Source organism: Klebsiella sp. w6, assembly GCF_033100215.1.
Lineage (GTDB): Bacteria > Pseudomonadota > Gammaproteobacteria > Enterobacterales > Enterobacteriaceae > Klebsiella > Klebsiella variicola.
Genome location: NZ_CP136907.1, coordinates 2,030,491 through 2,057,187 on the forward strand (window position 1 = coordinate 2,030,491; position 26,697 = coordinate 2,057,187).

Sequence of the window (26,697 nt, forward strand, 5' to 3'; positions counted from 1 at the left end):
ATTCTTAATATCAATCTTTGCCTGGCGCGGGCGGTCTTCCCCTGCCCGAGGCAAAGTCATGGGGTTATTATTATGAGCATTGAACTCTGTACTTCTACATTAAAAAAGCTAAACAGCAAAATCATCCCCTTTATTATTATCTGCTATTTTGTCGCCAATCTTGATAAAACCAATATTTCCATTGCCGCGCTGCAAATGAACGCCGATCTGGGATTAACGGCCAGCATGTACGGCCTTGGGGTCGGCATGTTTTATATTTCCTATATTATTTTCGAAATTCCCAGCAACCTGATCATGACCCGGGTGGGGGCGCGGATCTGGATCGCCAGAATAATGATCACCTGGGGAATGGTGAGCGCCGGCATGGCGTTCGTCCAGACGCCGACCCAGCTCTATATTATGCGTTTTTTACTCGGCATGGCGGAGGCGGGATTCACCCCAGGGATTATTTACTATATCTCCTGCTGGTTTCCGAAGCGCAACCGGGCGCGGGCGATGTCGTTCTTTTATATGGGATCGGTGCTGGCGTCGATCATCGGGCTGCCCGTCTCGGGGCTGATTTTAAATATGCATGGCATTGCCGATGTCGCCGGCTGGCGCTGGTTGTTCGCCATTGAAGGGGTTCCCGCCATCGTGCTGGGGGCGCTGGTGCTCTGGCTGCTACCTTCCAGCCCGCAAAAGGCGGCATGGCTCTCTGAGGCGGAGAAAGGCTGGCTGACGGCGCAGATTGCCGCTGATAACCGCGGCGCGGTAGTCAATCAACACGCCTCCTGGTTCAGTGCGCTGAAAAATAAAGTGGTACTCCTGCTGAGTCTGGTCTGGTTTCTGCAGGCGTTCGGCTCCATCGGCATCACGCTTTTCTTACCGCTGATCCTCAAAAGTATGGTCAGCGAGCAGAGCGATGTGATTATTAGTCTGCTGTCCGCGGTGCCGTTTATTTTCGCCTGCCTGTTTATGTACCTCAATGGCCGTCATTCGGATCTGACCGGCGAGCGGGCATGGCATATGGGATTGCCGCTGATTCTGGCCGGTCTCTCGCTGGCTGTCGCCATCTATGCCGGCAACCTGCTGGTTGCCTATCTGCTGCTGGTGCTCACCGTGGGCTTTAATTTCGCGCTAACGCCGGTGTTCTGGGCGGTGACCACCGAGAAGCTGGCGGGCGTGGCGGCCGCGGCCTCCATTGCATTTATCAACACCATCGCCAATTTTGTCGGCTTAGGCTTGCCGCCGCTGCTCGGGAAGATTAAGGACCTGACCAACAGCTATCACTCCGGACTGCTGATCGTCGCCGTGGCGCTGGCCCTTGGCGGGATTATCGGCATCATCGTCTCCCGGAGCGGCCAGAAACCCTCCGCCTTCCACACTCTGAAAGAAGATAAGCTATGAAACTGAACGTGTTAAAACAGGCTTCGCTCCCGGATGCCCTGACTGCGGAACTGGCGCGACGCTATCACCTCGTGGAGCTGACCGCACTCACCGATGCCGACTTTCGCGCGCTGGCTGGCACCTTTACCATGCTCATCACCAACGGCGAAGCCACCGTGACGCGAGAGCTGATCGCCAGCCTGCCCGCGCTGGAGCTGATCGCCGTCTTTGGCGTCGGCTATGACGGCGTGGATGTGCAGGCGGCCGCTGAGCACCAGGTGCGGGTCAGCCATACGCCGGGGGTGTTAACCGACGATGTGGCGGATCTGGCGCTGGGCCTGATGCTGGCGACCTCGCGGCAGATCGTCGCCGCCCACAAGTTTATCGAAGCGGGCGAGTGGGCGGCGGGCGGTTTTCCGTGGACGCAAAAAGTCTCCGGTTCGCGGGTCGGCATCGTGGGCATGGGGCGCATCGGCCAGGCCATCGCCCGGCGCTGCGAGGGGTTCGCCATGCAGATTGCTTATCATGACCGCAAGCGTCTCCCGGCGCTAAATTATGCCTGGCGGGAAGATCTGCTGACCCTGGCCGCGGAGAGTGATTTTCTGGTTATCTGCACGCCGGGAACGGCGGCAAACCAGGGGCTCATTAACCAGCCGGTGCTGGCGGCGCTGGGGGAGAAAGGGATCCTCATCAATATCTCGCGCGGCAGCGTGATTGATGAGCCCGCGCTGGTTGCCGCGCTGGAGAGCGGGATTATCGCCGGGGCGGGGCTGGATGTCTTCAGCCATGAACCGGCGGTACCGGCCGGGCTGCTGCAGCGCAGTAATGTGGTCGTCACACCGCATATGGCCAGCGCCACCTGGAGTACCCGCGCGGCGATGGCGCAACTGGTGCTCGATAACGTTGCCTGCTGGGCTGAGAAGAAGGCGCTGGTGACTCCAGTGGCGGAAAGCCTGGCGGACTGACCGCAAAGCCGTGAACGCGCTGGGCTGCTGTATTGTACAGCGCGTTCGCGGCGGGGATTACTCCCGGGGCTGAAGCTGATAAATCCAGGCGCTGACCTGTTGTCCATCGTCGGTGGTCACCTCCACCGGCACCCGATCGTACCCCTCCTCAAAGTCGTCCAGCATGGGCCAGTGCGCCGCCAGACGATCGGACAGGAACAGATAGCCGTTGACCCGTGGGCCGTGAGCGTTGAGGACGATCCCCGGAAAATCGGCGGCTGCGCCCCAGCCGCGCGCGTAAAAGGTGCCAGTGACGTAGCCGGGACGCCACTCGCCCCCGATCGCCTCCAGAATGTGCGCATTGCTGCGACCGGGACAGAGCGTCCCATAGACAAATAGCGGTTTCATTTTCTCTCTCTCGTTCGCCCTGATACCCGCCCACAGCGGAGCGGAAAACCAAAATACGGGGTAATTCAGCGCCTGGCAATGGCCGGGTGGGGCGGGGCACTCCTCCGGGCATCTCTCTGATGCCGGGGGAGGCTTTGGCCTCGGCGCTAATGAAGGTATATCGATTGCGATGATATTTTTATTATTATTTATATTTAAGATCAATATAAATAAGCCTGACGGAGGGATTAATTTGCTAATTAAATTCAATGGGGAATTAAAAGAGAGGATATGATGAATTTTCTTTTTAGCAGCCTTCTCGTGGGTAATGAACGACGGTAAGATTTGAATTCAGATATTATTTACCCCTGGATATTACCAGCTCCTAATTTTTCCCTTTATGATAAGTAGCCAGTGAAAAATAACATGATGTTTCCATCTGACGCAAAACAGCTGGCGGCTGGTACTCACCCGGGACGATCATGACCCGGCGAGGCCGCGCATTATCGAAGCCAGCCAAAATCAACTGACGCTGCACCCGCTTAAGGAGAAGTGAAAATGCCTCGTCCCTCCCTGTATGACATCCTGTACGGCAACTTCGCCGGCGGGCTTGACCTGAATACTGTCAGCGAAACGGATCAGGTCATCCTGTCGGTGCTCGATAACATGCAGCGCATCCTCAACTGTCGGGCTGGAACGCTGGCGCATCTGCCGGACTACGGCCTGCCGGATATGACCGCTATCCTCCAGGGGATGCCGGCGTCGGCGCATCAGCTGATGAGCACGTTATCGGCGGTGTTGCTGAAATACGAACCGCGCCTGCAGCGGATCGCGGTGGTGATGCTCGATCAGCATGCGCCCGGCGAACTGCGCTATGCCATTGATGCGGAGCTGAAGGATATTGGCCTGGTGCGTTACGGCACAGAGTTTATGCCCGAGGGCAGGGTGTTGATCCGCCACCTCAAACGCCAGCAGTATCTTGACGCCCGCTCCGCCCTCTAAACTCTCGCTGAAAGACATCATGATGACAACACACGACGAACGCCACTATAAAACCGGTGGCGACCCGCGCACGCTGGCTGATTTTATTGCCCTGCGTGCGGAAATGAACAAGCTCAGCCACCCGGCGCGGCCGGATATTAACTGGCCGTATGCCGAGCAGCTTGCCCGCTCGCTGCTGGAGCATCACGGCGCGGATCTGCAGACTGTCGCCTGGTATACGCTGGCCCGCGCCAGGCTGGGCGGGCTGGCAGGGATCCACGAGGGGCTGTCGCTAATGGAGTCGCTGCTGGCCCACCAGGGTAAAAACCTGTGGCCGCAGGCGCTCCCGGCCCGGACAGAGATCTTCCGCACCCTGAGCAAGCGGCTGCGGCAGGTGATCCGCACTCTGAGTCTCGCCCCGGCGGATCTCGAATCGCTTGGTCAGGCTGAACGTTCGCTGCAAAGCTTCGACGCAGTGCTCCAGCGCCTTGAGATCGCGCCTGAAAACTCGCTGAGCGACCTGCGGGCGCTGTTGCACAGCACGGTAAGCCGCTTCGAGAATCTCGACCCTGCGCCAGCGCTCCCCACCGCGCCGCCGGTGGCGGTGTCTGACGCGGAACTTCCCGGCGCTCTGGTCAGCGAAGAGGATGCGGCGAAGGTTGAACCAGTGCCAGAACTAAAACGTAGACCAAAGGCTGAGCCGCTGGCGCCGCCTTTACCTGCAAAGCGGCCCGCGCCAGTGGTGGCGTCTTCTCCGGCAACCGCGCCGCGCTGGAAGCCGTTTGTCGCCGGGATGGTCACCATGCTGGCGGTGACGGGCATCGCCGTCGGTGGATGGCTGGCGTTGCGTCAGTCCGATTTACCGCCCATTTCGGTGACCCAAAATGTGATACCGGGCCTGCCGGGGGCATCTCCCCTGATGCCGGTGGATCTGCCTCAGACGCAGCGCCAGCTTGGCGAGCTCGCCCGCCTGGCGCCGGACTGGGCGGTAAGCTACGGCGACCAGCTGGTCCGGCAGGCCCTGAGTCGCTGGCCGGATCAAGCACAACCGCTGGCGCAGCAGTGGCGGCAGCAGTTGAGCGCTGCCGCACTGCCCGCGGAAAACCTCACCGGCTGGTCCGAGGGAATGCAGCAGCTGCAGCGGCTCGCCGGCCAGCTCAATGCCCTCGACGAGCAGAAGGGGAGATACCTCACGGTGAGCGAACTGAAAACCGCAGTGTTTGCCATCATGCAGTCGTTTAACCGCGCCGTTCCGCTGGAGGAGGAGCTACGCCAGCTGGCCGTGCTTCCCGTTGAGCAACCCTGGCCCGCCGCCCGGGGAAGCCTCGCGGAGCTGCATCTGCAACAACTGATCGTGGAGTATGCCCTGCTGAAGCGAAAGCAGTCGCCGCCCGCTGAGATCCCCCTACCGGTAAGCCCTCAGTGAGTGAGGCGGTGAAATAAAGTGTGCGCATGGCAACATTTTCTTTACATCATGATTGCAAGAACCGAACGCCCTTCGTAGTCTGAAAATGATTTAAATATACCATTTGTGTTTATATTGAAAATTTTATTTCAACCTCTGAGGGCATGCTATGAAGCACTGTAAAATCATCCTGTTAGTGGGGTTACTGGCCTGTTCCGCCTCGGCTTTGGCGGAGAAGATCGGCGTCTCAATGGCCTACTTCGATCAAAACTTTCTCACCATTATCCGCCAGTCCATTGAGAAAGAAGCTCAAGCCCGCCACGTCGACGTGCAGTTTGAAGACGCCCGCGGCGACACCGGACGTCAGGCCGATCAGGTGCAGAGCTTTATCGCCTCCGGCGTGGACGCGATCATCGTCGACCCGGTGGACTCCGCCAGCACCCCGCAGCTGACGAAGATGGCACAGCAGGCCAAAATGCCGCTGGTGTATGTGAACCGGACGCCGGGGGATAAAACGTTACCGCCTGGCGTGGTGTTTGTCGGTTCGGACGAGCGGGAGTCCGGCACATTGCAGATGGAGGCGCTGGCGAAGCTGGCGAACTACAAAGGCAATGTCGCCATCATGATCGGCAATCTCACTGACGCCGGCGCGCTGCAGCGCACCAAAGACGTGGAGCAGGTGGTGGCCAAGTATCCGGCAATGAAAGTGGTGCAGAAACAGCCGGCCAACTATTCCCGCAGCGAGGGAATGGATCTGATGCAGAACTGGACAGGCAACGGGGAAGCGATTGATATTGTGGCGGCGAACAACGACGAGATGGCGATTGGCGCGGCGATGGCGCTGGAGAAGAGCCAGAAGAAGCTGTTGATCGGTGGGATCGACGCCACGCCGGACGGGCTGAAAGCCCTGGCCAGCGATAAGATCCAGGTGACGGTCTTCCAGGACGCCGTCGGTCAGGGCAAAACGGCCTTAGCGGTAGCGCTGAAGCTGATTAAAGGAGAAAAGGTCGAGTCTCATGTCTGGATCCCGTTTGAGTTAGTGACCAAAGAAAACATGCAGACCTATGTGGAAAAGAGTCATTAACGGCAAGGCGCACGTGAACGAACTTTGCTGATAAAACCGGGCTGATAATGTGACGCCCGGGCAACGAAACCGGAGGAAAAGACATGGCAACGGCAAGAAGCGGCTATACGCTGCAGGTGATAAAGGCAGGGCAGCAGGGACATGTTGAAATGAGGTGGGGGCATCTCGCAGACGTTGATACGCGCGCGGCGGCGGCGGCCATCGTGCAGCAAATCGGGCGACCATCGTCCGCAGCGAGCCAGCAGGAGATCAGCCTGTCACTGACCAATGCCGCCAGCGGCATCTCGGTCGAGCTTCATCACCCGGCCTCAGGGGAAAGCGCCACCCCGGCTTTCATCGAGGGCGAATTAAAGAAAATTGTGCAGATCGTTGATGGCTATGAGGCGGCTGAAGAGACCCATATTGTGGAGTAGCGTGTCGTCCGGGTAAAAAAAATCCACGCCGCTGCGTGGATTTTTTATGGCGCGATGGTGGCGAAAACGCCAGCCAGCGGGATCAGACGTTGAACAGGAAGTTCATCACATCGCCATCTTTCACGATGTAGTCTTTACCTTCAGCACGCATTTTACCGGCTTCTTTTGCACCCTGTTCGCCTTTGTAGGTAATAAAGTCTTCATAGGCGATGGTCTGCGCGCGGATAAAACCTTTTTCGAAGTCAGTGTGGATCTTACCGGCTGCCTGCGGCGCGGTTGCCCCGACCGGGATGGTCCATGCGCGAACTTCCTTCACCCCAGCGGTGAAGTAGGTCTGCAGATTCAGCAGCTCGTAACCGGCGCGGATCACGCGGTTGAGGCCTGGCTCTTCGAGACCCAGCTCGGCCATAAACTCGTCGCGGTCAGCGTCGTCCAGCTCGGCAATATCGGACTCAACGGCGGCGCAAACGGCGACGACCACAGAACCTTCGGCGGCGGCAATTTCACGGACTTTATCGAGATAAGGGTTATTCTCAAAACCGTCTTCATTGACGTTGGCGATATACATGGTCGGCTTCAGCGTCAGGAAACTGAGGTATTTAATCGCTGCTTTGTCTTCGTCGGTCAGGTTTTTCAGTGAACGCAGCATGCCGGCATTTTCCAGCTGCGGCAGGCATTTTTCCAGCGCCGCCAGCTCAGCTTTAGCGTCTTTATCGCCGCCTTTAGCTTTCTTCTGCACACGGTGGATAGCGCGCTCGCAGGTGTCCAGATCGGAGAGTGCCAGCTCGGTGTTGATAACGTCGATGTCGTCAGCCGGATCCACTTTGTTGTTAACGTGGATAATGTTGTCATTTTCAAAGCAGCGAACTACGTGGCCGATGGCTTCGGTTTCACGGATGTTGGTCAGAAACTGGTTGCCGAGACCTTCACCTTTGGACGCGCCTTTCACCAGGCCCGCGATATCAACGAATTCCATCGTCGTCGGCAGGATGCGCTGCGGTTTGACGATTTCAGCCAGCTTGTCCAGACGCGGATCGGGCATCGGTACGACACCGGTGTTCGGCTCAATGGTACAGAAGGGGAAGTTGGCCGCTTCAATACCCGCTTTGGTGAGCGCATTGAACAGGGTGGATTTGCCGACGTTGGGCAAACCGACGATACCGCATTTGAATCCCATGATTTAAATCACCTTAATCTTTGGATAATCAATCTGTTATAAGCAACAGATTGCAGAAAATTGAATAGCTTTGCCTATTATACACGGTGCGCGGCAAAAATGCCGCACGACAACGGCTTATTGCGCCTTAAAGGAATGTAAGCGGTTGGTGGCTTTGGTCAGCCCGTCCTTTAACCAGATTTCGGTGCAGCGCGCCGCTTCGTCGACAGCATCATCAATCAGTTTCTGCTCGCTGGCCGGCGGTTTGCCGAGTACAAAGCCGACAACCTTGTTTTTGTCACCCGGATGGCCGATCCCGACGCGTAAGCGGTGAAAGTTCGGGTTATTGCCGAGCTTACTGATGATGTCCTTCAGGCCGTTGTGGCCGCCATGGCCACCGCCAAGCTTGAATTTCGCCACCCCGGGCGGCAAATCCAGCTCATCATGGGCGACCAGAATTTCATCCGGGTTAATGCGATAAAAGGTCGCCATTGCAGCCACTGCTTTACCGCTGAGGTTCATAAACGTCGTAGGAACCAGCAGGCGAACGTCTTCGCCCGCCAGATTGATGCGCGAGGTGTAGCCGAAGAACTTGCTCTCTTCGCGCAGCGGCGCACGATGGCGATCCGCCAGTAAATCTACATACCAGGCGCCAGCGTTGTGCCGGGTGGCGGCATATTCCGCACCGGGGTTGGCCAGGCCGACAATCAGTTTAATGGTCACGTTTTCTTTCCTGCATGGGGCATTCTCTGCCGCGTAGTGTACTGTCTGCGGGCGCGCTTGACAAAGTTCTGCCCACGAGACAATACCAGCATTGATGATTACCCACCTGAATCATTAGAATTTGATATTGTTCAGAGGCTTATTTGTAAATATTTGTCTAATCGGTGTTCACTAATGTGATCGTGGGCGCACTCTAGGGCAGGGACCCTGTCTATACTACACCTATAAGATTTGGGGATATTCCCTGGCAACCCAAAGTCCGGAGGTGACACATGAAACGCAAAAACGCTTCGTTACTCGGTAACGTACTCATGGGGTTAGGGTTGGTGGTGATGGTTGTGGGGGTAGGTTACTCCATTCTGAACCAGCTTCCGCAGCTTAACCTGCCGCAATTCTTTGCACATGGCGCAATCTTAAGCATCTTCGTTGGCGCCGTGCTCTGGCTGGCCGGTGCCCGTATTGGCGGCCACGAGCAGGTCAGCGACCGCTACTGGTGGGTGCGCCACTATGATAAACGCTGCCGTCGTAATCAGCATCGCCACAGCTAACCGTAGCATGATTTCCCGCATCGGCCCCTGAAGGCCGATGCGTTTTCCTGTGACTCTCGTTATTTCCTCCTCTTTTCCCCATCACCATACGACCCCATTCCGTCCTGACCTCCGTGCTGCTAAGGTTGCTGCCAAAATGAATAGCAAATGAGGTTTTCGCTTGACCCTAACGTTACGTGAGGCAGCAGAGTAGCGGACCTGGCCACAGAGAGGAGCAGTCATGTTAATTCAGGTGGGAGAGCTGGCGAAGCGCGCCGGAATGACGGTGCGTACGCTGCATCATTATGAACAGACGGGGCTGTTAACGCCTTCGGCCAGAAGCGAGGCGGGCTATCGGCTCTATAACCTGTCCGCGGTTCAGCGCCTGCATATGATAAAGGCGCTGGCGCAGGCCGGGCTGACGCTCGCCACCATCAAGGACTATCTCGATCGGCAAACGCTGTCGCTACCCGAGCTGCTGACGCAGCAGATAGAGACGCTCAACGCCCAATTGCGCGATGTCGGCAGGCTGCGCGACCGGCTGTTGGTGCTGCGCGAGGCGCTGGCGGGCGGCAATGAACCCGATCTGGAGTCCTGGCTACAGACGCTGGAGTTAATGAAAATGTACGATCGTTGGTTTAGTCAACAGGAGTTAGCCGCGCTGCCGTTTGCGGCACAGGATGAACAGCGCGCGCAGGCGTGGCGCGAGCTAACAGAGGAGGTGCAGACGCTGATGGCGAGCGGCTGCCCGACGGACAGCCCGCAGGCGATGAGTCTGGCGACGCGCTGGATGGAGCGCCTGGAGCAGGATACGGCAGGGCGCCCGGAGTTTCTGACCCGCCTGAACGAGATGCATGCCGCCGAGCCGCAAATGGTTGAACAGACTGGCGTCACCCCGGCCATCATCGCCTTTATCACCGAGGCCTTTGCCGAAAGCAAACTGGCCATCTGGGCGCGTTACCTCGACGACGAGGAGATGGCGTTCACCCGCCGGCACTATTTCGACCGGCTACAGGAGTGGCCTGCGCTGGTGGCGAAGCTGCATCAGGCGTGCCGGGAGGGCGTAGCGCCGGACTCGGCGTCGGGTCAGGCGCTGGCCCGGGCGTGGCTTGAACTGTTTCAGTCCTATGCCGGTACCCGGCCGCAGACGTTGCAGAAGTTTCGTCGGGCAATGGAGCAGGAGCCGCATTTGATGAAGGGCACCTGGATGACGCCGGCGGTGCTGAGCTGGCTGCAGCAGGCGACCGGAGCCTTGATGCGGCAGGCGCAGGGGCCTGCCGCCGGGTGATCACAGGTCAGCCAGCGCGGCCTGACGATCGGGGTAGAAGCTCAGGCGTCCGGGCAGCGGCTTGACGCCGGCGCGCGCTAACGTGCGCAGCGGCTGAAACTCGAGGTTAGATACGCGCAATTCACAGCCTTCCGGCAGCTTGTTCACAAAGCGCTGGAAGGCATCCAGACCACCGGCGTCGAGAACCGGCACCGCGTCCCATTTCAGCACCACGATGCGCTTGCCGGCGATCCGGGTCTCCAGGTCGTTGAACAAGCCTTCGGCGGCGGCAAAGAACAGCGGCCCAATCACCCGCAGCACCAGCACATCGTCTGGCACCTCGACGTTGACCGGCGCCAGATGGGTCATGCGCGCGATACGGCGCATAAACAACAGCGAGGCCAGCACGATCCCGACGCTGATGGCAATCACCATATCAAACAGCACCGTCAGCGACATGCACATCAGCATCACCACGATGTCGTCTTTCGGTGCGTGGCGCAGCAGGTTGATCACTTTATGCGCCTCGCTCATATTCCATGCCACCATCAGCAGCAGGGCGGCCATCGCCGACAGCGGCAGCCAGGAGAGCAGCGGGGCGAGGATCAGCAGCGCCAGGATCACCAGCAGGGCGTGGATCACGGCGGCAACCGGCGATGTGGCGCCGGCGCGGACGTTCGCCGCCGAGCGGGCAATCGCCGCGGTGGCAGTGATCCCGCCGAAGAACGGCGCAACGATGTTGCCCAGCCCCTGGCCAATCAGCTCGCTATTGGCTTTATGCTTGGTACCGGTCATGCCATCGAGCACCACCGCGCACAGCAGAGACTCAATGGCGCCGAGCATCGCCATGGAGAAGGCGGCAGGCAGCAGGGCCTGCAGCGAGGCCCAGCTCAGGGTAAAGTTTGAGCCCGGCATATCCCAGGGGAGTACCAGCTGCGGCAGCAGCTGTGGAATACCGTTGCCCTGAGTGCCGTCTGCCAGCTGATAGTGGAACTGCGAGCCAATTGTGGCGACATCGCCGCCGAGCAAATTAACCACCAGCATCACCGCGCAGCCAGCCAGCAGCGCCGGAAGGTGGCCCGGCAGACGGATACCCAGCCGCGGCCAGAGGATCAAGGTGCCAAGGGTGACGACGCCGATGGCGGCATCGCCGGGGTTAATCGTTGGCAGGGCCATCGCCAGCGCCGCCACTTTCTGCAGGTAATGCTCCGGCACATGGGGCATCTGCAGGCCGAGGAAATCTTTAATCTGCATGGTACCGATGGTGATACCGATCCCGGAGGTGAAACCGAGGGTGACCGACAGCGGGATATATTCGATCAGACGGCCAAAGCGCGCCAGACCAAAGAGAATTAAAAAGATCCCCGACATCAGCGTCGCCACCAGTAGCCCCGCCAGACCAAACTGCTGGGAAACCGGATAGAGGATCACCACAAAGGCAGCGGTCGGGCCGGAAACGCTAAAGCGCGACCCGCCGGTTAAGGCGATCACAATCCCTGCCACCGCTGAGGTATAGAGGCCGTACTGCGGCGGCACACCGCTGCCAATCGCCAGCGCCATCGCCAGCGGAATCGCAATGATCCCGACGGTGATCCCGGCGATCAGATCGCGGGTAAAGCGGGCGGTGGTGTACTTTTCTTTCCAACAAGCGTCGATGAGGGCGCGGAAAGGCATCACATGTGAGGAAAATAATCTGTTCACAATAATGTTTCATCCATGAGCGCATCATCTGTCAACTAAATGGCAGGTGAAGGAGGCATTGGTCATTTCCACGTCATCCTTCGGGATGCCTCTGTGTTGGCTGCGTTCATTTACCCCGGTCACGTACTGCCTGTACGCTCCCGGGGATTCATTCACTTGCCGCCTTGACGCATGCCGAATGATTTTGTGGAAGAATTAAAAATTCAGAGACAAAAAAACCCGCCGCAGCGGGTTTTTATGCTCGGCTCGATTAATGTTCGAACATAGCAGAGATAGATTCTTCATTGCTGATACGGCGAATAGCTTCAGCCAGCATACCGGAGAGCGTCAGAGTACGCACTTTATCCAGCGCTTTAATTTCGGGTGCCAGCGGAATGGTATCGCAAACGACAAATTCATCAATCACAGAGTTTTTGATGTTCTGGATAGCGTTACCGGAGAAGATCGGGTGCGTTGCGTAAGCGAATACGCGTTTCGCGCCACGCTCTTTCAGCGCTTCTGCCGCTTTACACAGGGTGCCGCCGGTGTCGATCATATCGTCGACCATCACGCAGTCACGACCAGCCACGTCGCCGATGATATGCATCACCTGGGAGACGTTGGCGCGCGGACGGCGCTTGTCGATGATAGCCATATCGGTATCATTCAGCAGTTTAGCGATAGCGCGGGCACGCACGACGCCGCCGATGTCCGGAGAAACCACAATCGGGTTGTCCAGGTTCAGCTGCAGCATATCTTCCAGCAGGATTGGGCTGCCGAACACGTTATCAACTGGCACATCGAAGAAGCCCTGGATCTGTTCTGCGTGCAGGTCAACGGTCAGCACGCGGTCAACGCCGACGCTGGACAGGAAATCTGCCACCACTTTCGCGGTGATTGGCACACGAGCAGAACGAACACGACGGTCCTGGCGAGCATAACCGAAGTAAGGGATAACGGCGGTGATACGACCTGCCGAAGCACGACGCAGAGCATCAACCATAACAACCAGTTCCATCAGGTTGTCATTGGTGGGAGCACAAGTGGACTGGATGATGAAAATATCACCACCGCGTACGTTTTCATTGATTTGTACGCTGACTTCGCCGTCGCTAAAACGACCTACAGCGGCGTCGCCAAGAGAAGTGTACAGGCGGTTGGCAATACGTTGTGCTAGTTCCGGGGTGGCGTTACCAGCAAAAAGCTTCATATCAGGCACGAGAAGAACCTCAGGCATGCGTCCAGTGGTGGATGAGTGGGCCAATAATGTGCGGGCTGGCGCCATTCGATCCAGTCGGTGTATTTAAAGAGCACGATGCAACGTCTGGAACAGGGTGACGTTGTCACCGTAACTCAATTTCCCCGGTTGACTCGTCATCGTTGCGCCATCACGGCGCAGGATTCAGAGCAGGGCCTGCTTGAGCGGCGAAAGGTTAACTCCGCGCGCCACAAAGCCGTTTAGCCATGCCGGGGCAGTGTCCAGCACCTGACGGGCAGCGGATTCGGTGTTAAATTCAGCAAACACACAGGCCCCTGTGCCGGTCAGGCGTGACGGCGCATATTCTAACAGCCAGGAAAGCGCTGCATCAACCTCGCGAAAACGTTTTCTTGCGATAAGCTCGCAATCGTTGCTGAATTCACAATTTAATAACGTATTAATTGACCGGCGCGGGGTATTTCGTGGTAGCTCCGGATCGCGAAAAATGACTGGCGTCGGAATACTGACCCCCGGGTGCGCCACCAGGTACCATTTTTCCTCGGGCTCCACCGGCGTCAGAATTTCGCCGACCCCTTCGGCAAAGGCGGCATGACCGCGCACGAAGACCGGCACATCGGCCCCCAGCTGAAGGCCCAGGGTCGCCAGCTCCTCTTCCGAGAGACCGCAGCCCCAGAGATGGTTGAGCGCCACCAGCACGGTGGCGGCATTGGATGAGCCGCCGCCCAGGCCGCCGCCCATCGGCAGGCGCTTGTCGACACTGATATCGGCGCCGCTACCCGCCGGAAGGCGGTCGCTTTCGCTGGCGGCACGCATCAGCAGACGCGCGGCGCGAACGATCAGGTTCTCCTCGTCCGGCACGCCGGCCACCGGCGTCAGCAGGCGCAGTTGACCGTCAGTTCGCGGTTCGATGGTCAAGGTGTCGCCATAGTCGAGAAACTGAAACAGCGTCTGCAGGGTATGGTAACCATCGGCCCGCTGGCCGGTGATATATAAAAACAGATTCAGTTTTGCAGGAGAGGGCCAGCGGCTCATCATTTCACGATCCAGTTATCCATCTTCAGCTTGATGCGCTGAGCGCCATTGTTCAGCTCGACATTAGACGGCAGGGCTGGCTGGGTATCGCTGGTGTAGCCGCCGTAGGTGACGTGCCAGGTTTTGCCATTTTGCGTGTAGTTAAGTTCACGCAGACGGTACTGATCGTCCAGCGAATAGTCGGTGGCGTCGCCCGGCAGGCCGATGATCCACTGGCGCAGGCTGTTCAGCGGGATCGGCATCCCGGTCAGGCGGCCGATCATCTCTTCGGCATCGGAGGCGGTGTAGGTCTGGCCTTTGTTATCGATCAGCTGCACGCTGCCTGGCTGCGCGGTCAGCGACAGCTCGGTGCTGCCCAGCGGGTTGGTCAGCAGCAGGCGATAGCGGTCCTGGCCGGTCTGTTGCCAGAAGAAGCGAGCATAGACTTTTTGCTCATCGGAAAGATAGGCAAACGCCCCGCGAGTCTGGAACTGGTTGAGGCTGCGAACAGCCTGCTGGTGCTGACGCCACTGCGGCGAATCCGGGCTTTTGCCAGGCCCTTGCGGCGTATGAAGAGAACAGGCGGTGAGGACGAGGCTGGCCAGCGGCAGCAAGCGGAACAGTCGATTCATAATGATGACAAATCCTTGATGTCTACAGGGAAAAACGGCGGCAGGGGAATAGCGGGCCGATTTGTGTAGCAGGTTACATTTATAACCCTTAATGCTAGCGTCGCCGGGTGATAGCGTCTACGTTCAAGTTGTCTGAAATCAAAAAATTAACGTTAATGGCGGTCTTGCTTTGGCTATTACTCCAAAAGGGGAGCCTCTCTTTTATTGATTACGCGCATCCTGTATGATGCACTCAGACTAACCTTAGCAACGCTGGTACTACTCCCTCACAATGACCCTTTTAGCTCTTGGCATCAATCACAAAACAGCGCCGGTCGACCTGCGAGAACGCGTGACGTTTTCGCCGGAAACGCTCGATCAGGCGCTGGAGAGCTTGCTGGCTCAGCCGATGGTGCAGGGTGGGGTAGTGCTGTCGACCTGCAACCGCACGGAACTCTATCTCAGCGTCGAAGAGCAGGACAATCTGCAGGAAGCGCTGATCCGCTGGCTGTGCAACTATCACGGCCTCAACGAAGAAGACCTGCGTAAGAGCCTCTACTGGCACCAGGATAATGACGCCGTCAGCCATCTGATGCGCGTCGCCAGCGGCCTCGATTCGCTGGTGCTGGGCGAGCCGCAGATCCTCGGCCAGGTGAAAAAAGCGTTTGCTGATTCCAGCCGCGGTCATCTGAACGTCAGCGAACTGGAGCGGATGTTCCAGAAGTCGTTCTCGGTGGCAAAGCGTGTGCGTACCGAAACCGATATCGGCGCCAGCGCCGTTTCCGTCGCGTTCGCCGCCTGTACCCTGGCGCGGCAAATCTTTGAATCGCTCTCCAGCGTCACCGTGTTACTGGTCGGCGCCGGTGAAACCATCGAACTGGTGGCGCGCCATCTTCGCGAACATCACGTGCGCAAAATGGTGATTGCCAACCGCACCCGCGAACGCGCCCAGGCGCTTGCGGACGAAGTGGGCGCCGAGGTGATTGCCCTCAGCGATATCGACGAACGGCTGAAAGAGGCCGACATTATTATCAGCTCCACCGCCAGTCCGCTGCCGATTATCGGCAAAGGTATGGTGGAGCGCGCGCTCAAGGCGCGGCGTAACCAGCCGATGCTGCTGGTGGATATCGCCGTCCCGCGCGATGTCGAACCGGAGGTCGGCAAGCTGGCCAACGCCTACCTCTACAGCGTCGACGATCTGCAAAACATCATTCAGCATAACCTGGCGCAGCGTAAAGCCGCGGCGGTGCAGGCGGAATCGATCGTCGAGCAGGAGACCAGCGAATTTATGGCCTGGCTGCGCGCGCAGAGCGCCAGCGAGACGATTCGCGAATACCGTTCTCAGTCTGAGCAGGTCCGTGAGGAGCTGACCGCGAAGGCGCTGGCCGCGCTGGAGCAGGGCGGTGATGCCCAGGAAATTATGCAGGATCTGGCCCGCAAGCTGACCAACCGCCTGATCCACGCGCCAACCAAATCTCTTCAGCAGGCCGCCCGTGACGGGGACGACGAACGCCTGCATATTCTGCGCAACAGCCTCGGGCTGGAATAGCGCACCTTTCTCTTATTTTCAGGACAGGGTGAATTCACGCCTATGAAGTCTTCTATTGTTGCCAAACTGGAAGCGTTGTACGAGCGCCATGAAGAAGTGCAGGCGCTGCTCGGCGATGCCGCGACGATTGCCGATCAGGATAAATTCCGCGCGCTGTCGCGGGAATATGCTCAACTGAGCGATGTGGCGCGCTGCTATACCGACTGGCGTCAGGTGCAGGAGGATATCGAAACTGCGCAGATGATGCTCGACGATCCGGAGATGCGCGAAATGGCGCAGGAAGAGCTGCGTGACGCCAAAGAAAAAGGCGACCAGCTGGAGCAACAGCTGCAGGTGCTGCTGTTGCCGAAAGATCCCGATGACGAGCGTAACGCTTTCGTGGAAGTGCGCGCCGGAACCGGCGGTGACGAAGCGGCGCTGTTTGCCGGCGATCTGTTCCGCATGTACAGCCGCTATGCGGAATCGCGTCGCTGGCAGGTGGAGATCCTCAGCGCCAACGAAGGTGAACACGGCGGTTTCAAAGAGGTGATCGCCAAATTCAGCGGCGACGGCGTTTACGGTCGGCTGAAATTTGAATCCGGCGGCCATCGCGTGCAGCGTGTGCCGGCCACCGAATCGCAGGGGCGTATTCATACCTCCGCCTGCACCGTGGCGGTGATGCCGGAGCTGCCGGAAGCCGAAATGCCGGACATTAACCCGGCGGATCTGCGCATCGATACTTTCCGCTCCTCCGGCGCGGGCGGTCAGCACGTCAACACCACCGACTCGGCTATCCGTATTACTCACCTGCCGACCGGCATCGTGGTGGAGTGTCAGGACGAACGTTCCCAACATAAAAACAAAGCCAAGGCGTTGTCAGTGCTGGGGGCGCGTATCCGCGCCGCCGAAGTGGCCAAGCGTCAGCAGGCGGAAGCCTCCACGCGCCGTAACCTGCTGGGCAGCGGCGATCGTAGCGACCGTAACCGCACTTACAATTTCCCACAGGGGCGCGTGACCGACCACCGCATCAACCTGACGCTTTATCGTCTGGATGAAACCATGGAAGGCAAACTCGATATGCTGATTGAGCCAATTGTTCAGGAATATCAGGCCGATCAGCTGGCGGCGCTGTCCGAGCAGGAATGATGACCTTTCAGGCCTGGCTGCAGCAGGCGATCGCCCGACTGCGTGAAAGCGACAGCCCGCGACGCGATGCCGAGATCCTGCTGGGACATGTTACCGGCCGGGCGCGCACCTGGATTTTGGCCTTCGGCGAAACGACGCTGTCCGCTGACGAGGCGACGACGCTGGAGGCGCTCCTGCAGCGACGTCAGCGCGGAGAACCCATTGCCCACCTGGTTGGGCAGCGTGAGTTCTGGTCGCTGCCGCTGTTCGTCTCCCCGGCGACGCTGATCCCCCGACCGGATACCGAGTGTCTGGTGGAGCAGGCGCTGGCGCGACTGCCTGCCGTGCCGTGCCGTATTCTCGACCTCGGCACCGGGACCGGCGCCATTGCTCTGGCGCTGGCCAGCGAGCGTCCGGATTGCGAGGTCACCGCGGTGGATGTGATGCCGGACGCCGTGGCGCTGGCATTGCGCAATGCCGCTCATCTGGACATCGCTAACGTGACGATACGGCAAAGCGACTGGTTTAGCGCGCTGGCCGGGCAGCGTTTTGCCATGATCGTCAGTAATCCACCCTATATCGACGCCGCCGACCCGCATCTCGCCGAGGGCGATGTGCGCTTTGAGCCGTTGACGGCGCTGGTCGCTGCCGATCAGGGGCTGGCGGATCTGGCGCAGATTATCCGCGAGGGACGGCAGTATCTGCTGCCCGGCGGCTGGATGCTGCTGGAGCATGGCTGGACCCAGGGCGAGGCGGTTCGCGCCCTGTTCCGCGAAGCGGGCTATCTCGACGTCGCGACCTGTCGCGACTATGGCGACAATGAACGTCTGACTCTCGGACGTTTACCCGACATGGAGAACGTTGGCTGATGAACTTATTCACGGCTGTCCTCTACCTGCACATCGCCAGCGTGGTGGTGTCGGTAGGATTGTTCGTTTTACGTTACTGGTGGATGTATCATCAGAGCCCGCTGCTGAACCAGCGGTGGGTGCGAATTGCGCCGCACTGCAGCGATACGCTGCTGTTTCTCAGCGGTGCGGGTTTAATGGCGATAACGCACTACCTGCCGTTCACCGAAGACGGCGCATGGCTGACTGAAAAGCTGTTTGGCGTTATCATTTACATCGCATTAGGTTTTATCGCGCTGGGCCGCCGTCGTCCGCGCAGCCAGCAGAGCCGTTTTATCGCGTTCCTGCTGGCGCTGGTGGTGTTGTTTATTATCATTCAACTCGCCATCACAAGAATACCGATACTGGGGTAGGGCATGGGGTCATTAGCGGATTTCGAATTTAACAAAGCGCCATTGTGTGATGGCATGGTCCTCATTTCTGAACAGGTCCGCGACGATTTTCCGTCGCGTTTTGTCGAGGAAGAGCTGCAGCGGCTGCTGCGCCTCGCGCAGGAGGAGATTGCGCCGTCGTGGGACCAGGAACGCCAGATAGAACGCCTGCTGGCGCTGTTTTACGACGAGTGGGGCTTTGGCGCGTCGCAGGGCATTTATCGTCTTTCCGACGCGTTATGGCTGGATAAAGTGCTGGTCAACCGTCAGGGGAGCGCGGTGTCGTTAGGCGCGATCCTGCTGTGGATCGCCCAGCGCCTGGCGCTGCCGGTGGTGCCGGTGATCTTCCCGACCCAAATGCTGTTGCGTGCGGATCCGGAAACCAGCGAAGAGATGTGGCTGATTAATCCGTTTAACGGCGAGACCCTCGACGAACATACCCTGGAGGTATGGCTGAAGGGCAACATCGGGCCGGTGGCGGAACTGTTTAATGAAGATCTCGACGAAGCGGATAACGCCGAGGTGATCCGCAAGCTGCTGGACACCCTGAAGTCGGCGCTGATGGAAGAGCGGCAGATGGAGCTGGCTCTGCGCGCCAGCGAAGCGCTGCTGCAGTTTAACCCGGAAGATCCGTATGAGATCCGCGACCGCGGGCTGATATACGCCCAGTTGGACTGCGATCACGTGGCGCTGTTGGATCTGAGCTATTTCGTTGAGCAGTGCCCGGAGGATCCGATCAGTGAGATGATCCGCGCGCAGATCAACACGATTTCGCACAAACAAATTACATTGCATTAGTCTGGAACCATTCCGGTTACACCCTGATAAGGCGAACTTATGAAACAAAAAGTGGTTAGCATTGGTGATATCAACGTAGCGAACGACCTGCCGTTCGTGCTGTTCGGCGGGATGAACGTGCTGGAGTCGCGCGATCTGGCGATGCGCATCTGTGAACATTACGTCACCGTTACGCAGAAGCTTGGCATCCCCTACGTCTTCAAAGCCTCCTTTGATAAAGCCAACCGTTCCTCCATCCACTCCTATCGTGGTCCGGGTCTGGAAGAAGGGATGAAGATTTTCCAGGAGCTGAAGCAGACCTTTGGCGTGAAAATCATCACCGACGTTCATGAAGCCAGCCAGGCGCAGCCGGTGGCTGACGTGGTGGACGTGATCCAGCTTCCGGCCTTCCTCGCGCGCCAGACTGACCTGGTGGAAGCGATGGCCAAAACCGGGGCGGTGATCAACGTCAAGAAGCCGCAGTTCGTCAGCCCGGGTCAGATGGGCAATATCGTCGATAAGTTTATCGAAGGCGGTAACGACAAAGTGATCCTCTGCGACCGCGGCGCTAACTTCGGTTACGACAACCTGGTCGTGGATATGCTCGGCTTCGGCGTGATGAAGAAAGCCTCCAACAACTCGCCGGTTATCTTCGACGTCACCCACGCGCTGCAGTGCCGCGACCCGTTTGGCGCTGCCTCCGGCGGTCGCCGCGCGCAGGTGAGCGAGCTGGCCCGCGCCGGTATGGCGGTAGGTATCGCCGGTCTGTTTATCGAAGCGCATCCGGATCCGGACCACGCGAAATGCGACGGCCCGTCCGCGCTGCCGCTGGATAAACTGGAGCCGTTCCTCAAGCAGATGAAAGCGATTGACGATCTGGTGAAAAGCTTCGACGAGCTGGATACCAGCAAGTAAGCCTGACCGCATCACTGAAAAAGCCTGCCGGTGTTAACACCGGCAGGCTTTTTTTTCGCCCGGACTCCGCCGGGCGGGTAAGCGGGGTCAGGCGAAAATGGTCATCAGATAGGCGGCGAACAGCGCCAGGTGGGCCGCGCCGTTCAGCACATTGGTGCGCCCGGTGGAGAAGGAGATATGGCACAGCACCAGCGAGGCGACCATCACCACCATCTCCGGGGCGCCAAGGCCAAAGCGCAGCTCATTGCCGGTCAGGAAGGCGATGAGGGTGACCACCGGGACCGTCAGCGAGATGGTGGCCAGTACGGAGCCGAAAAACAGGTTCATCGCCCGCTGTACCTGATTGTTGAGCACCGCTTTGAGGGCGCCAAGGCCTTCCGGCGACAGGATCAGCAGGGCCACCAGGAAGCCGGTAAAGGCCACCGGGGCGTTCATGCTGGTCAACAGCGTTTCCAGCGGATTGGCGTTCATTTTGGTGACCGCGATCACTGCCACCAGGTGCACCAGCAGCCAGGCGGTATGCCACCCGCTGCTGTGGGCAGACGGTTTACCGTGGTGCGGGTCGTCATCGTCGCTGTCGTCTTCATGCTCATAAACAAACAGACTCTGATGGGTTTTGGTTTGAATCAGCAGGAAAACGCCGTACATGGCCGCCGAGATCACCGCCACCAGCAGCGATTGCCCGGTGCTGAAGTTTGCGCCCGGCAGGGCCATCGGAAACACCAGCACGATAATCGCCAGCGGAAACAGGGCGATAAGATACTGCTTAATGCCGAACAGATTCATATATTGGGTGGCAAATTTACGCCCGCCCAGCAGCAGAGAGAAACCGACCAGACCGCCGGTGACGATCATAATAATGGAGTAGAGCGTATCACGCATCAGGGTCGGCGCGGCGTCGCCGGTGGCCATTAAGGCGGAGATCAGACTGACCTCAAGGATAACCACCGACAGACTGAGGATCAGGGAGCCATAGGGTTCGCCCAGGCGGTGGGCGAGGACGTCGGCGTGGCGGACCACGCTGAAGGCGCTGCTTAAAATACCGACCAGCGCGAGGATATTAATTGCGATAACCACTGGCAGTGACTGGCTGCTGCCCCAGAAAAACAGCACCGCCAGCGCCAGCACCGGAAAGACGAGGGAAGACTCCTTATGGCGGGTTTTTACCGCCTCATGTGCATGGGTCATGAACCATCTCCATTTATGCAGGTGTTATAATTATAAAAACGTAGGGCGGTAAAGTAACAGATTTTGATAAATTACCGCTGGTTTTTTACTTAAATTTACGGGTATCGAGTGATATCTTGATTAGTTTATTATAATTTATGTTTACCACTATTTAGTTCTTACTATTCAGATAATTACTAAAATAATTTTTCTACTCATTTTGACCTTGATAGCCAGCCGCTTGCGTACCAGACTTAAATTTAATGCTCAAACAGGAGGTCAGTATGCCCTATCGCAATAAACAAGAACTCCCCGACAGCGTTCAGCATGTTCTGCCTGCTCATGCGCAGGAAATTTATAAAGAAGCGTTTAACAGCGCCTGGGATCAATATAAAGATAAAGATGAGCGGCGCGATGACGCCAGCCGCGAAGAGACGGCGCACAAAGTCGCCTGGGCGGCGGTGAAGAACAGTTACGAGAAAGGCGATGATGATAAGTGGCATAAGAAAAAATAATTGCTGACGCCGCTTTTATGCTTGCCAGCGCCCCGCTGATTGCTTATTGAAGGATAAAGCTGGATAATATTTCAGCAATATTGACGGATGCATGAGACGAACGCCGGGAAGCGGGCAGTGGCGGAGGTAGTAAACAGTGTTAACTCGTGATTTCTTAATGAATGCGGATTGTAAGACAGCGTTTGGCGCTATTGAGGAATCGCTACTCTGGTCGGCAGAACAACGTGCAGCCTCGCTGGCGGCGACGCTGGCCTGCCGCCCGGATGATGGCTCAGTATGGATCTTTGGCTACGGTTCGCTTATCTGGAACCCGGCGCTCAATTATCGCGAATCCTGCACCGGGACGCTGCCGGGCTGGCATCGTGCGTTTTGCCTGCGGTTGACCGCCGGGCGCGGTAGCGCCTGCCAGCCGGGCCGCATGCTGGCTCTCAAAGAGGGCGGCCGAACCACCGGCGTCGCCTATCGTTTGCCTGACGACACGCTGGAAGAAGAACTGACCCTGCTGTGGAAGCGGGAGATGATCACCGGCTGCTATCTGCCTACCTGGTGCAAGCTGGAGCTGGATGACGGACGGACGGTGAATGCCCTGGTGTTTATTATGGATCCGCGCCACCCACTGTTTGAACCGGATACCAGCGCCCAGGTTATCGCCCCGCTGATCGCCCGGGCCAGCGGGCCGCTCGGCACCAACGCCCAGTATCTGTTTTCGCTGGAACAGGCGCTAAGCAAGTTGGGGATGCACGACGCCAGTCTCGATGACCTGGTGGCCAGCGTACGCGCGCTGTTGGGCGAGAGTCCGACGCCGGGCCTGGCCTGAGCGCGCGCAAAAGAAAACGCCCGGCATGGCCGGGCGTCCGATTGCTGACCAGTAAGGAAAAAGCGTGGTTTTTCCTTACTGGTGGTTATCAGCCGATAATCAATAAATTGATTTTCCCTGTTATTTTTCTGGTGCAATCTGCAAGCACAATGATTGCATGAGGTTTGTCATGAATCTCACGCCCGGCACGGCCGGGCGTATGTTCTGATAGTAACTGTCAGGCTGGCACGTAGCTGATGGAGTGCTCCAGTGACTGGCTGTGACTGTCGATAAGCACGTTCCAGGTGCCGCTGTAGGGCACCGTCAGATAGGCGCTATCCCGATCCTGCACGCTCAGAATATCCGCATGGCTATCGCCCGGGACCTTCGCGCTCATTAGATGAATATGGCAGCGCTCTGAACACCGCACCACCAGTGTGTCACCACCAAATAACGTCAAACTTGCTTTAACCATCGCCATTTTTGTACCCCGTTTCTGTCCCGCTACAGCATCCTGCCCACCCAGTCCTCGCGTGATATTGTTCACACTTTGCTCTGTGCATCACACCAAACGGCGCGGGCCGGGATGCTGATTTTGATCAAAAAAAGGGATAAAGATTAAACAAAAATGACGTTGTTCCTGAAAGCATTCAGCTAACGTTTTTTTTGTCTCTTCAAGCGCCAATACGTGACATTTCATCCCGTTCGACGGCCTACATTCAGAAGGTCAGCACTTTATCTGCCGCCAGCGTCCACTGGGCCAGCTCAACCAGAGTACCGACCTCCACGCCGTCAATCAGCGGTAGCGCGCTGACGCCGCGGCCGTCCGCGCAGGTTTTGCACAACTTCACCGGCACCTGCTGGGCGGTGAGGATCTCCAGCATCTGCTGCACATTGTATCCTTCCGCCGGCTTCTGCCCGCGCAGCCCGGCGGTGACGGCGTCGGACATCAGAAACAGCTTGAGATCGAGGTCGGACTGTTGCTCGCGCAGGGCAATGGCCAGGCGCAGGCTGTTGAACAGGGATTCGCTGCCATAGGCGGCGCCGTTGGCGATAATCACAATACGTTGCATACAAACTCCTTCTTAAAGGCACGGTTATTGCTTTACCGCAGTATAAAGCGTTAACCCGGAGGAGGGGTATGAATAATACGACTGGTCACGCGCACGATGAGACGGCCTGGCTGCAGCTGGCGCGTCGCCTGCAAAAACAACAGCTTCAGCAGCTTAGCCAACTGGGAGAACTGGCCAGCCAGCTCAGCGCGCTGGTGCATATGCTGCAGTGTGAGCGCGGGGCGTCGAATATTTTTCTTTGCTCGGGCGGCCAACTGTATGCGGCGGAGTGTCGGGCGGGCGGGGCGCTGGTTGATGAGCGGTTAGCGCTGTTCTATGCCAGCCTCGAACGGGCACGTACGGTCGCCGGCAGCGCGCTGTGCTGGCGCATTGCCAGGGCGGTTGGCGATCTGCTGCAGCTTCCGGCGCTGCGTGAGCAGATCGCCCGCCGGCAGATTGCCGCGGAAGCCGCGACGGAGCAGTTCAGCCGTGTCATCCGCCATCTGCTGAATATCGTCCCGCAGCTCAATGACAGCATTGACGATCCGCCGGTGGCCGGCCGCATGGTCGCGCTGTACAGCTTTATGCAGGGTAAAGAGCTGGTGGGTCAGGAGCGCGCGCTGGGCGCTCTGGGCTTTACCCGCGGCGAGTTCAGCGACAGCCTGCGCCAGCAGCTGGTGGACCGTATTGACGGTCAGCAGCCCTGCTTCGACAGCTTTCAGGCGCTGGGCAGCCCGGCGACCGTCCAGCTGTTTATCACCCAATGCCAGGCCGGCCTGGACATTGAGCAGCTGCGGCGGATCGCCTGCACCCGCCAGCCGGCCGCCGACGGCGGGGAAACGGCGCTGCGCTGGTTTGGCCTGCAAACCCAGCGGCTTGAACACCTGCGCGAAGTGGAAGAGCAATTGATCGACGATCTACTGAACGCCACCGACGCGCTGTTAGTGGACGACGCGCCTGGCTGGCTGGCCGGCGAGGAGGTCGATACTCTGACGCCGCATCTGGATAAACAGCTGCTGCCGCTGGTGCGCCAGCAGGCCTATGAGCTACAGCAGCTCTCCAGCCAGCTGGCCTCGCTGAAAGACGCGCTCGAAGAACGCAAGCTGATCGAAAAAGCGAAAAGCCTGCTGATGACGCACCAGGGAATGCAGGAGGAGCAGGCCTGGCAGACGCTGCGCAAGATGGCCATGGACAAAAACCAGCGCATGGTTGAGATAGCCCGCGCGCTGCTGATGGTGAAGGCGATTTGGCCGCTAACACCAAAGGAGTAGATGCACAATCGATGGGCATTCTCTGCCTGCCGGCGGTGCACTTTTACGTGAAAAACCGGCCAACGTTGGGAAAAAGCCCGCCAGCGCGCCATTGCCAAAGCTGGCATCCCGTTTGCATTACTTATTGAGTGAATAAAAGTCCGGACAACGAACCAATGGCGGTTCGGGTGTCCGTGGATAAAGGCGTCCTGCAGTGCGTATGCACTGTCGGACGCTTTTTTTTTGCGCGTGGTGGAGCGGATATGAGCGACAAGTTTTCAATTTCCCGGCGGCGCTTGCTGCAGGCAGGGGCCGCGCTGGGCGGCGCGATGCTGCTGCCGGGGGTGATGCAGGCCGCATGGGCCGGCGGATCGGACAAACCGGAGCAAACCCGCGTGCGGGTCGGATTTATTCCGCTGACCGATTGCGCGCCGCTGGCTATCGCCGCGGCGAAGGGGTTTGACAAAAAGTATGGCATCACCCTGGTGGCGAGTAAGGAAGCCAGCTGGGCGGCGGTGCGCGACAAGCTGGTGGCCGGCGAGCTGGACGCGGCGCATATTCTCTACGGCCTGCTGTACGGTCTTGAACTGGGGATCGCCAGCAAGCCGCAGGCGATGGCTAATCTGATGACCCTCAACCGCAATGGTCAGGCCATCACCCTCTCCGGTGAATTGCAGGAGAAAGGGGTAACCGACCTCGGCGGGCTGAAACGGCTGATCGACCGCAGCGCGCCGGGCAGCTACACCTTCGCCCATACCTTTCCCACCGGCACCCATGCCATGTGGCTCTACTACTGGCTGGCGAGCGCCGGCATCGATCCCTTTAACGATGTGCGCACCGTCGTGGTGCCGCCGCCGCAGATGGTGATGAACATGCGCATCGGCAATATGAGCGGCTTTTGCGTCGGCGAGCCGTGGAACGCGCGCGCCATTAACGACCGCATTGGCTTCACCGCGGCCACTTCCCAGGATATCTGGCCCGAGCATCCGGAAAAGGTGCTGGGCACCCGTCGCGACTGGGTGGAACGCAACCCGAACACCGCCCGCGCGCTGGTGGCGGCCCTGATGGAGGCGCAGCGCTGGATCGCCGCCTCGCCGGAGAACACTCAGGAGACGGCCCGCCTGCTCGCCAGACGCGGCTGGCTCAATACCAAGGAACAGTACCTCACCGGCCGGATGCTTGGGGAGTATGACAACGGTCTCGGCCGCCGCTGGCAGGATGCCCATCCGATGCGCTTCTGGGCCGGGGGCGAGGTGAGTTTCCCCTGGCTGTCGGACGGAATGTGGTTCCTCACCCAGTTCCGCCGCTGGGGGTTGCTGAAGCAGGCTCCGGATTACCTCGCGGTGGCGTCGCGCATTAACCGCATCGACGTCTGGCAGGCTGCCGCCCAGGCGGTCGGCGGGATCAGCACCCCGGCAGCCACGATGCGTAACAGCACACTGATGGACGGTACGGTCTGGAACGGGTCTGACCCGGAAGGCTACGCCCGCCATTTTGCCATTCAACGTAAGGGGGCATGA

General features: G+C 58.6%; 27 protein-coding genes and 2 pseudogenes. 19 read left to right on the top strand and 10 right to left on the bottom strand.

All coding sequences use genetic code 11. The features are described 5' to 3' along the window. Positions 1-72 precede the first annotated feature (72 nt). Positions 73-1,386: an MFS transporter gene (locus R0140_RS09785; protein ID WP_032741184.1), complete on the top strand. Its 1,314-nt coding sequence runs from the start codon at positions 73-75 to the stop codon at positions 1,384-1,386. Further along, complete coding sequence (locus R0140_RS09790; RefSeq protein ID WP_032741183.1) at positions 1,383-2,330, top strand: 2-hydroxyacid dehydrogenase; 948 nt, start codon at positions 1,383-1,385, stop codon at positions 2,328-2,330. The genes R0140_RS09785 and R0140_RS09790 overlap by 4 nt, the downstream gene beginning before the upstream one ends. Before the next feature lie 57 nt (positions 2,331-2,387). On the opposite strand, the gene R0140_RS09795 is transcribed toward R0140_RS09790, so the two are convergent. After that, positions 2,388-2,717: a gamma-glutamylcyclotransferase family protein gene (locus tag R0140_RS09795; protein ID WP_008804357.1), complete on the bottom strand. Its 330-nt coding sequence runs from the start codon at positions 2,715-2,717 to the stop codon at positions 2,388-2,390. A gap of 418 nt (positions 2,718-3,135) precedes the next feature. On the opposite strand from R0140_RS09795, the pseudogene R0140_RS09800 reads away from it, so the two are divergent. The 5 genes and pseudogenes from R0140_RS09800 to R0140_RS09820 all read left to right on the top strand — a co-directional run. After that, a pseudogene (locus R0140_RS09800) lies at positions 3,136-3,252 on the top strand (type VI secretion system lipoprotein TssJ); the annotation flags it as partial. Between the two features lie 2 nt (positions 3,253-3,254). Further along, entirely contained in the window at positions 3,255-3,698 is a 444-nt protein-coding gene (gene tssE, locus R0140_RS09805) for a type VI secretion system baseplate subunit TssE (RefSeq protein ID WP_004152261.1), read from the top strand. A 19-nt stretch (positions 3,699-3,717) separates the two neighbouring features. Further along, positions 3,718-5,120, top strand: a pseudogene (locus R0140_RS09810) (VasL domain-containing protein). A gap of 131 nt (positions 5,121-5,251) precedes the next feature. Next, on the top strand, positions 5,252-6,166 hold the full coding sequence (locus R0140_RS09815) for a sugar ABC transporter substrate-binding protein (RefSeq protein ID WP_012541334.1): 915 nt from the start codon (positions 5,252-5,254) through the stop codon (positions 6,164-6,166). Between the two features lie 83 nt (positions 6,167-6,249). Beyond that, complete coding sequence (locus R0140_RS09820) at positions 6,250-6,579, top strand: DUF1869 domain-containing protein (RefSeq protein WP_008804379.1); 330 nt, start codon at positions 6,250-6,252, stop codon at positions 6,577-6,579. A gap of 82 nt (positions 6,580-6,661) precedes the next feature. On the opposite strand, the gene ychF is transcribed toward R0140_RS09820, so the two are convergent. Then, complete coding sequence (ychF, locus tag R0140_RS09825; protein ID WP_008804380.1) at positions 6,662-7,756, bottom strand: redox-regulated ATPase YchF; 1,095 nt, start codon at positions 7,754-7,756, stop codon at positions 6,662-6,664. 117 nt (positions 7,757-7,873) lie between these two features. After that, positions 7,874-8,458, bottom strand: a complete 585-nt coding sequence (pth, locus tag R0140_RS09830) for an aminoacyl-tRNA hydrolase (RefSeq protein ID WP_032741182.1) — start codon at positions 8,456-8,458, stop codon at positions 7,874-7,876. 272 nt (positions 8,459-8,730) lie between these two features. On the opposite strand from pth, the gene ychH reads away from it, so the two are divergent. Both ychH and R0140_RS09840 read left to right on the top strand, forming a co-directional pair. Further along, positions 8,731-9,006 carry a stress-induced protein YchH gene (ychH, locus tag R0140_RS09835; RefSeq protein ID WP_002910437.1) on the top strand — a complete coding sequence of 92 codons (276 nt, stop codon included), beginning with the start codon at positions 8,731-8,733 and terminating at the stop codon, positions 9,004-9,006. 220 nt (positions 9,007-9,226) lie between these two features. Beyond that, on the top strand, positions 9,227-10,273 hold the full coding sequence (locus R0140_RS09840; RefSeq protein ID WP_012541336.1) for a MerR family transcriptional regulator: 1,047 nt from the start codon (positions 9,227-9,229) through the stop codon (positions 10,271-10,273). On the opposite strand, the gene dauA is transcribed toward R0140_RS09840, so the two are convergent. From dauA to lolB, 4 genes are all read right to left on the bottom strand, one after another. Beyond that, positions 10,274-11,953, bottom strand: coding sequence for a C4-dicarboxylic acid transporter DauA (gene dauA, locus R0140_RS09845; RefSeq protein WP_071787626.1), 1,680 nt, complete (start codon positions 11,951-11,953; stop codon positions 10,274-10,276). Between the two features lie 250 nt (positions 11,954-12,203). Continuing rightward, positions 12,204-13,151 (bottom strand): ribose-phosphate diphosphokinase, encoded by a 948-nt coding sequence (gene prs, locus R0140_RS09850; RefSeq protein ID WP_002910407.1) that lies wholly within the window; start codon positions 13,149-13,151, stop codon positions 12,204-12,206. Between the two features lie 183 nt (positions 13,152-13,334). Beyond that, positions 13,335-14,183 (bottom strand): 4-(cytidine 5'-diphospho)-2-C-methyl-D-erythritol kinase, encoded by an 849-nt coding sequence (gene ispE, locus R0140_RS09855; RefSeq protein ID WP_012541338.1) that lies wholly within the window; start codon positions 14,181-14,183, stop codon positions 13,335-13,337. Next, positions 14,183-14,794 carry a lipoprotein insertase outer membrane protein LolB gene (lolB, locus tag R0140_RS09860; RefSeq protein ID WP_023340365.1) on the bottom strand — a complete coding sequence of 204 codons (612 nt, stop codon included), beginning with the start codon at positions 14,792-14,794 and terminating at the stop codon, positions 14,183-14,185. Before lolB ends, ispE begins: the two co-directional genes overlap by 1 nt. Positions 14,795-15,065: 271 nt before the next feature. On the opposite strand from lolB, the gene hemA reads away from it, so the two are divergent. Genes hemA through kdsA form a run of 6 tightly spaced genes read left to right on the top strand, consistent with a single transcriptional unit; the run spans position 15,066 to position 20,397 of the window. Next, positions 15,066-16,322 (top strand): glutamyl-tRNA reductase, encoded by a 1,257-nt coding sequence (gene hemA / locus R0140_RS09865; RefSeq protein ID WP_012541339.1) that lies wholly within the window; start codon positions 15,066-15,068, stop codon positions 16,320-16,322. 42 nt (positions 16,323-16,364) lie between these two features. Then, positions 16,365-17,447: a peptide chain release factor 1 gene (gene prfA, locus R0140_RS09870; RefSeq protein WP_008804387.1), complete on the top strand. Its 1,083-nt coding sequence runs from the start codon at positions 16,365-16,367 to the stop codon at positions 17,445-17,447. Beyond that, positions 17,447-18,295: a peptide chain release factor N(5)-glutamine methyltransferase gene (gene prmC, locus R0140_RS09875; RefSeq protein WP_012967811.1), complete on the top strand. Its 849-nt coding sequence runs from the start codon at positions 17,447-17,449 to the stop codon at positions 18,293-18,295. Before prfA ends, prmC begins: the two co-directional genes overlap by 1 nt. Beyond that, positions 18,295-18,687, top strand: coding sequence for an invasion regulator SirB2 (gene sirB2, locus R0140_RS09880; RefSeq protein WP_008804389.1), 393 nt, complete (start codon positions 18,295-18,297; stop codon positions 18,685-18,687). Before prmC ends, sirB2 begins: the two co-directional genes overlap by 1 nt. 3 nt (positions 18,688-18,690) lie before the next feature. Continuing rightward, positions 18,691-19,503 carry an invasion regulator SirB1 gene (gene sirB1, locus R0140_RS09885; RefSeq protein ID WP_008804390.1) on the top strand — a complete coding sequence of 271 codons (813 nt, stop codon included), beginning with the start codon at positions 18,691-18,693 and terminating at the stop codon, positions 19,501-19,503. Positions 19,504-19,542: 39 nt separating this feature from the next. Beyond that, the gene (kdsA, locus tag R0140_RS09890; RefSeq protein WP_002910393.1) at positions 19,543-20,397 is read left to right on the top strand and encodes a 3-deoxy-8-phosphooctulonate synthase; all 855 of its coding nucleotides are present in this window, start codon (positions 19,543-19,545) and stop codon (positions 20,395-20,397) included. A gap of 87 nt (positions 20,398-20,484) precedes the next feature. Here the strand turns inward: kdsA and chaA are convergent, their stop codons facing one another. Beyond that, positions 20,485-21,585 (bottom strand): sodium-potassium/proton antiporter ChaA, encoded by a 1,101-nt coding sequence (gene chaA / locus R0140_RS09895; protein ID WP_008804391.1) that lies wholly within the window; start codon positions 21,583-21,585, stop codon positions 20,485-20,487. Positions 21,586-21,848: 263 nt separating this feature from the next. On the opposite strand from chaA, the gene chaB reads away from it, so the two are divergent. Continuing rightward, on the top strand, positions 21,849-22,079 hold the full coding sequence (gene chaB, locus R0140_RS09900; protein WP_008804392.1) for a putative cation transport regulator ChaB: 231 nt from the start codon (positions 21,849-21,851) through the stop codon (positions 22,077-22,079). Positions 22,080-22,215: 136 nt separating this feature from the next. Next, positions 22,216-22,896, top strand: a complete 681-nt coding sequence (locus R0140_RS09905) for a gamma-glutamylcyclotransferase (RefSeq protein ID WP_004203203.1) — start codon at positions 22,216-22,218, stop codon at positions 22,894-22,896. Between the two features lie 217 nt (positions 22,897-23,113). On the opposite strand, the gene R0140_RS09910 is transcribed toward R0140_RS09905, so the two are convergent. Together R0140_RS09910 and R0140_RS09915 are read right to left on the bottom strand one after the other, a co-directional pair. Then, positions 23,114-23,356, bottom strand: a complete 243-nt coding sequence (locus R0140_RS09910; protein WP_002910387.1) for a DUF1883 domain-containing protein — start codon at positions 23,354-23,356, stop codon at positions 23,114-23,116. A 238-nt stretch (positions 23,357-23,594) separates the two neighbouring features. Further along, positions 23,595-23,948: a DsrE/DsrF/TusD sulfur relay family protein gene (locus tag R0140_RS09915; RefSeq protein WP_012541343.1), complete on the bottom strand. Its 354-nt coding sequence runs from the start codon at positions 23,946-23,948 to the stop codon at positions 23,595-23,597. A gap of 68 nt (positions 23,949-24,016) precedes the next feature. On the opposite strand from R0140_RS09915, the gene nasR reads away from it, so the two are divergent. Further along, on the top strand, positions 24,017-25,198 hold the full coding sequence (gene nasR, locus R0140_RS09920) for a nitrate regulatory protein NasR (RefSeq protein WP_008804394.1): 1,182 nt from the start codon (positions 24,017-24,019) through the stop codon (positions 25,196-25,198). 242 nt (positions 25,199-25,440) lie between these two features. Continuing rightward, positions 25,441-26,697, top strand: a complete 1,257-nt coding sequence (locus R0140_RS09925) for a CmpA/NrtA family ABC transporter substrate-binding protein (RefSeq protein WP_032432117.1) — start codon at positions 25,441-25,443, stop codon at positions 26,695-26,697.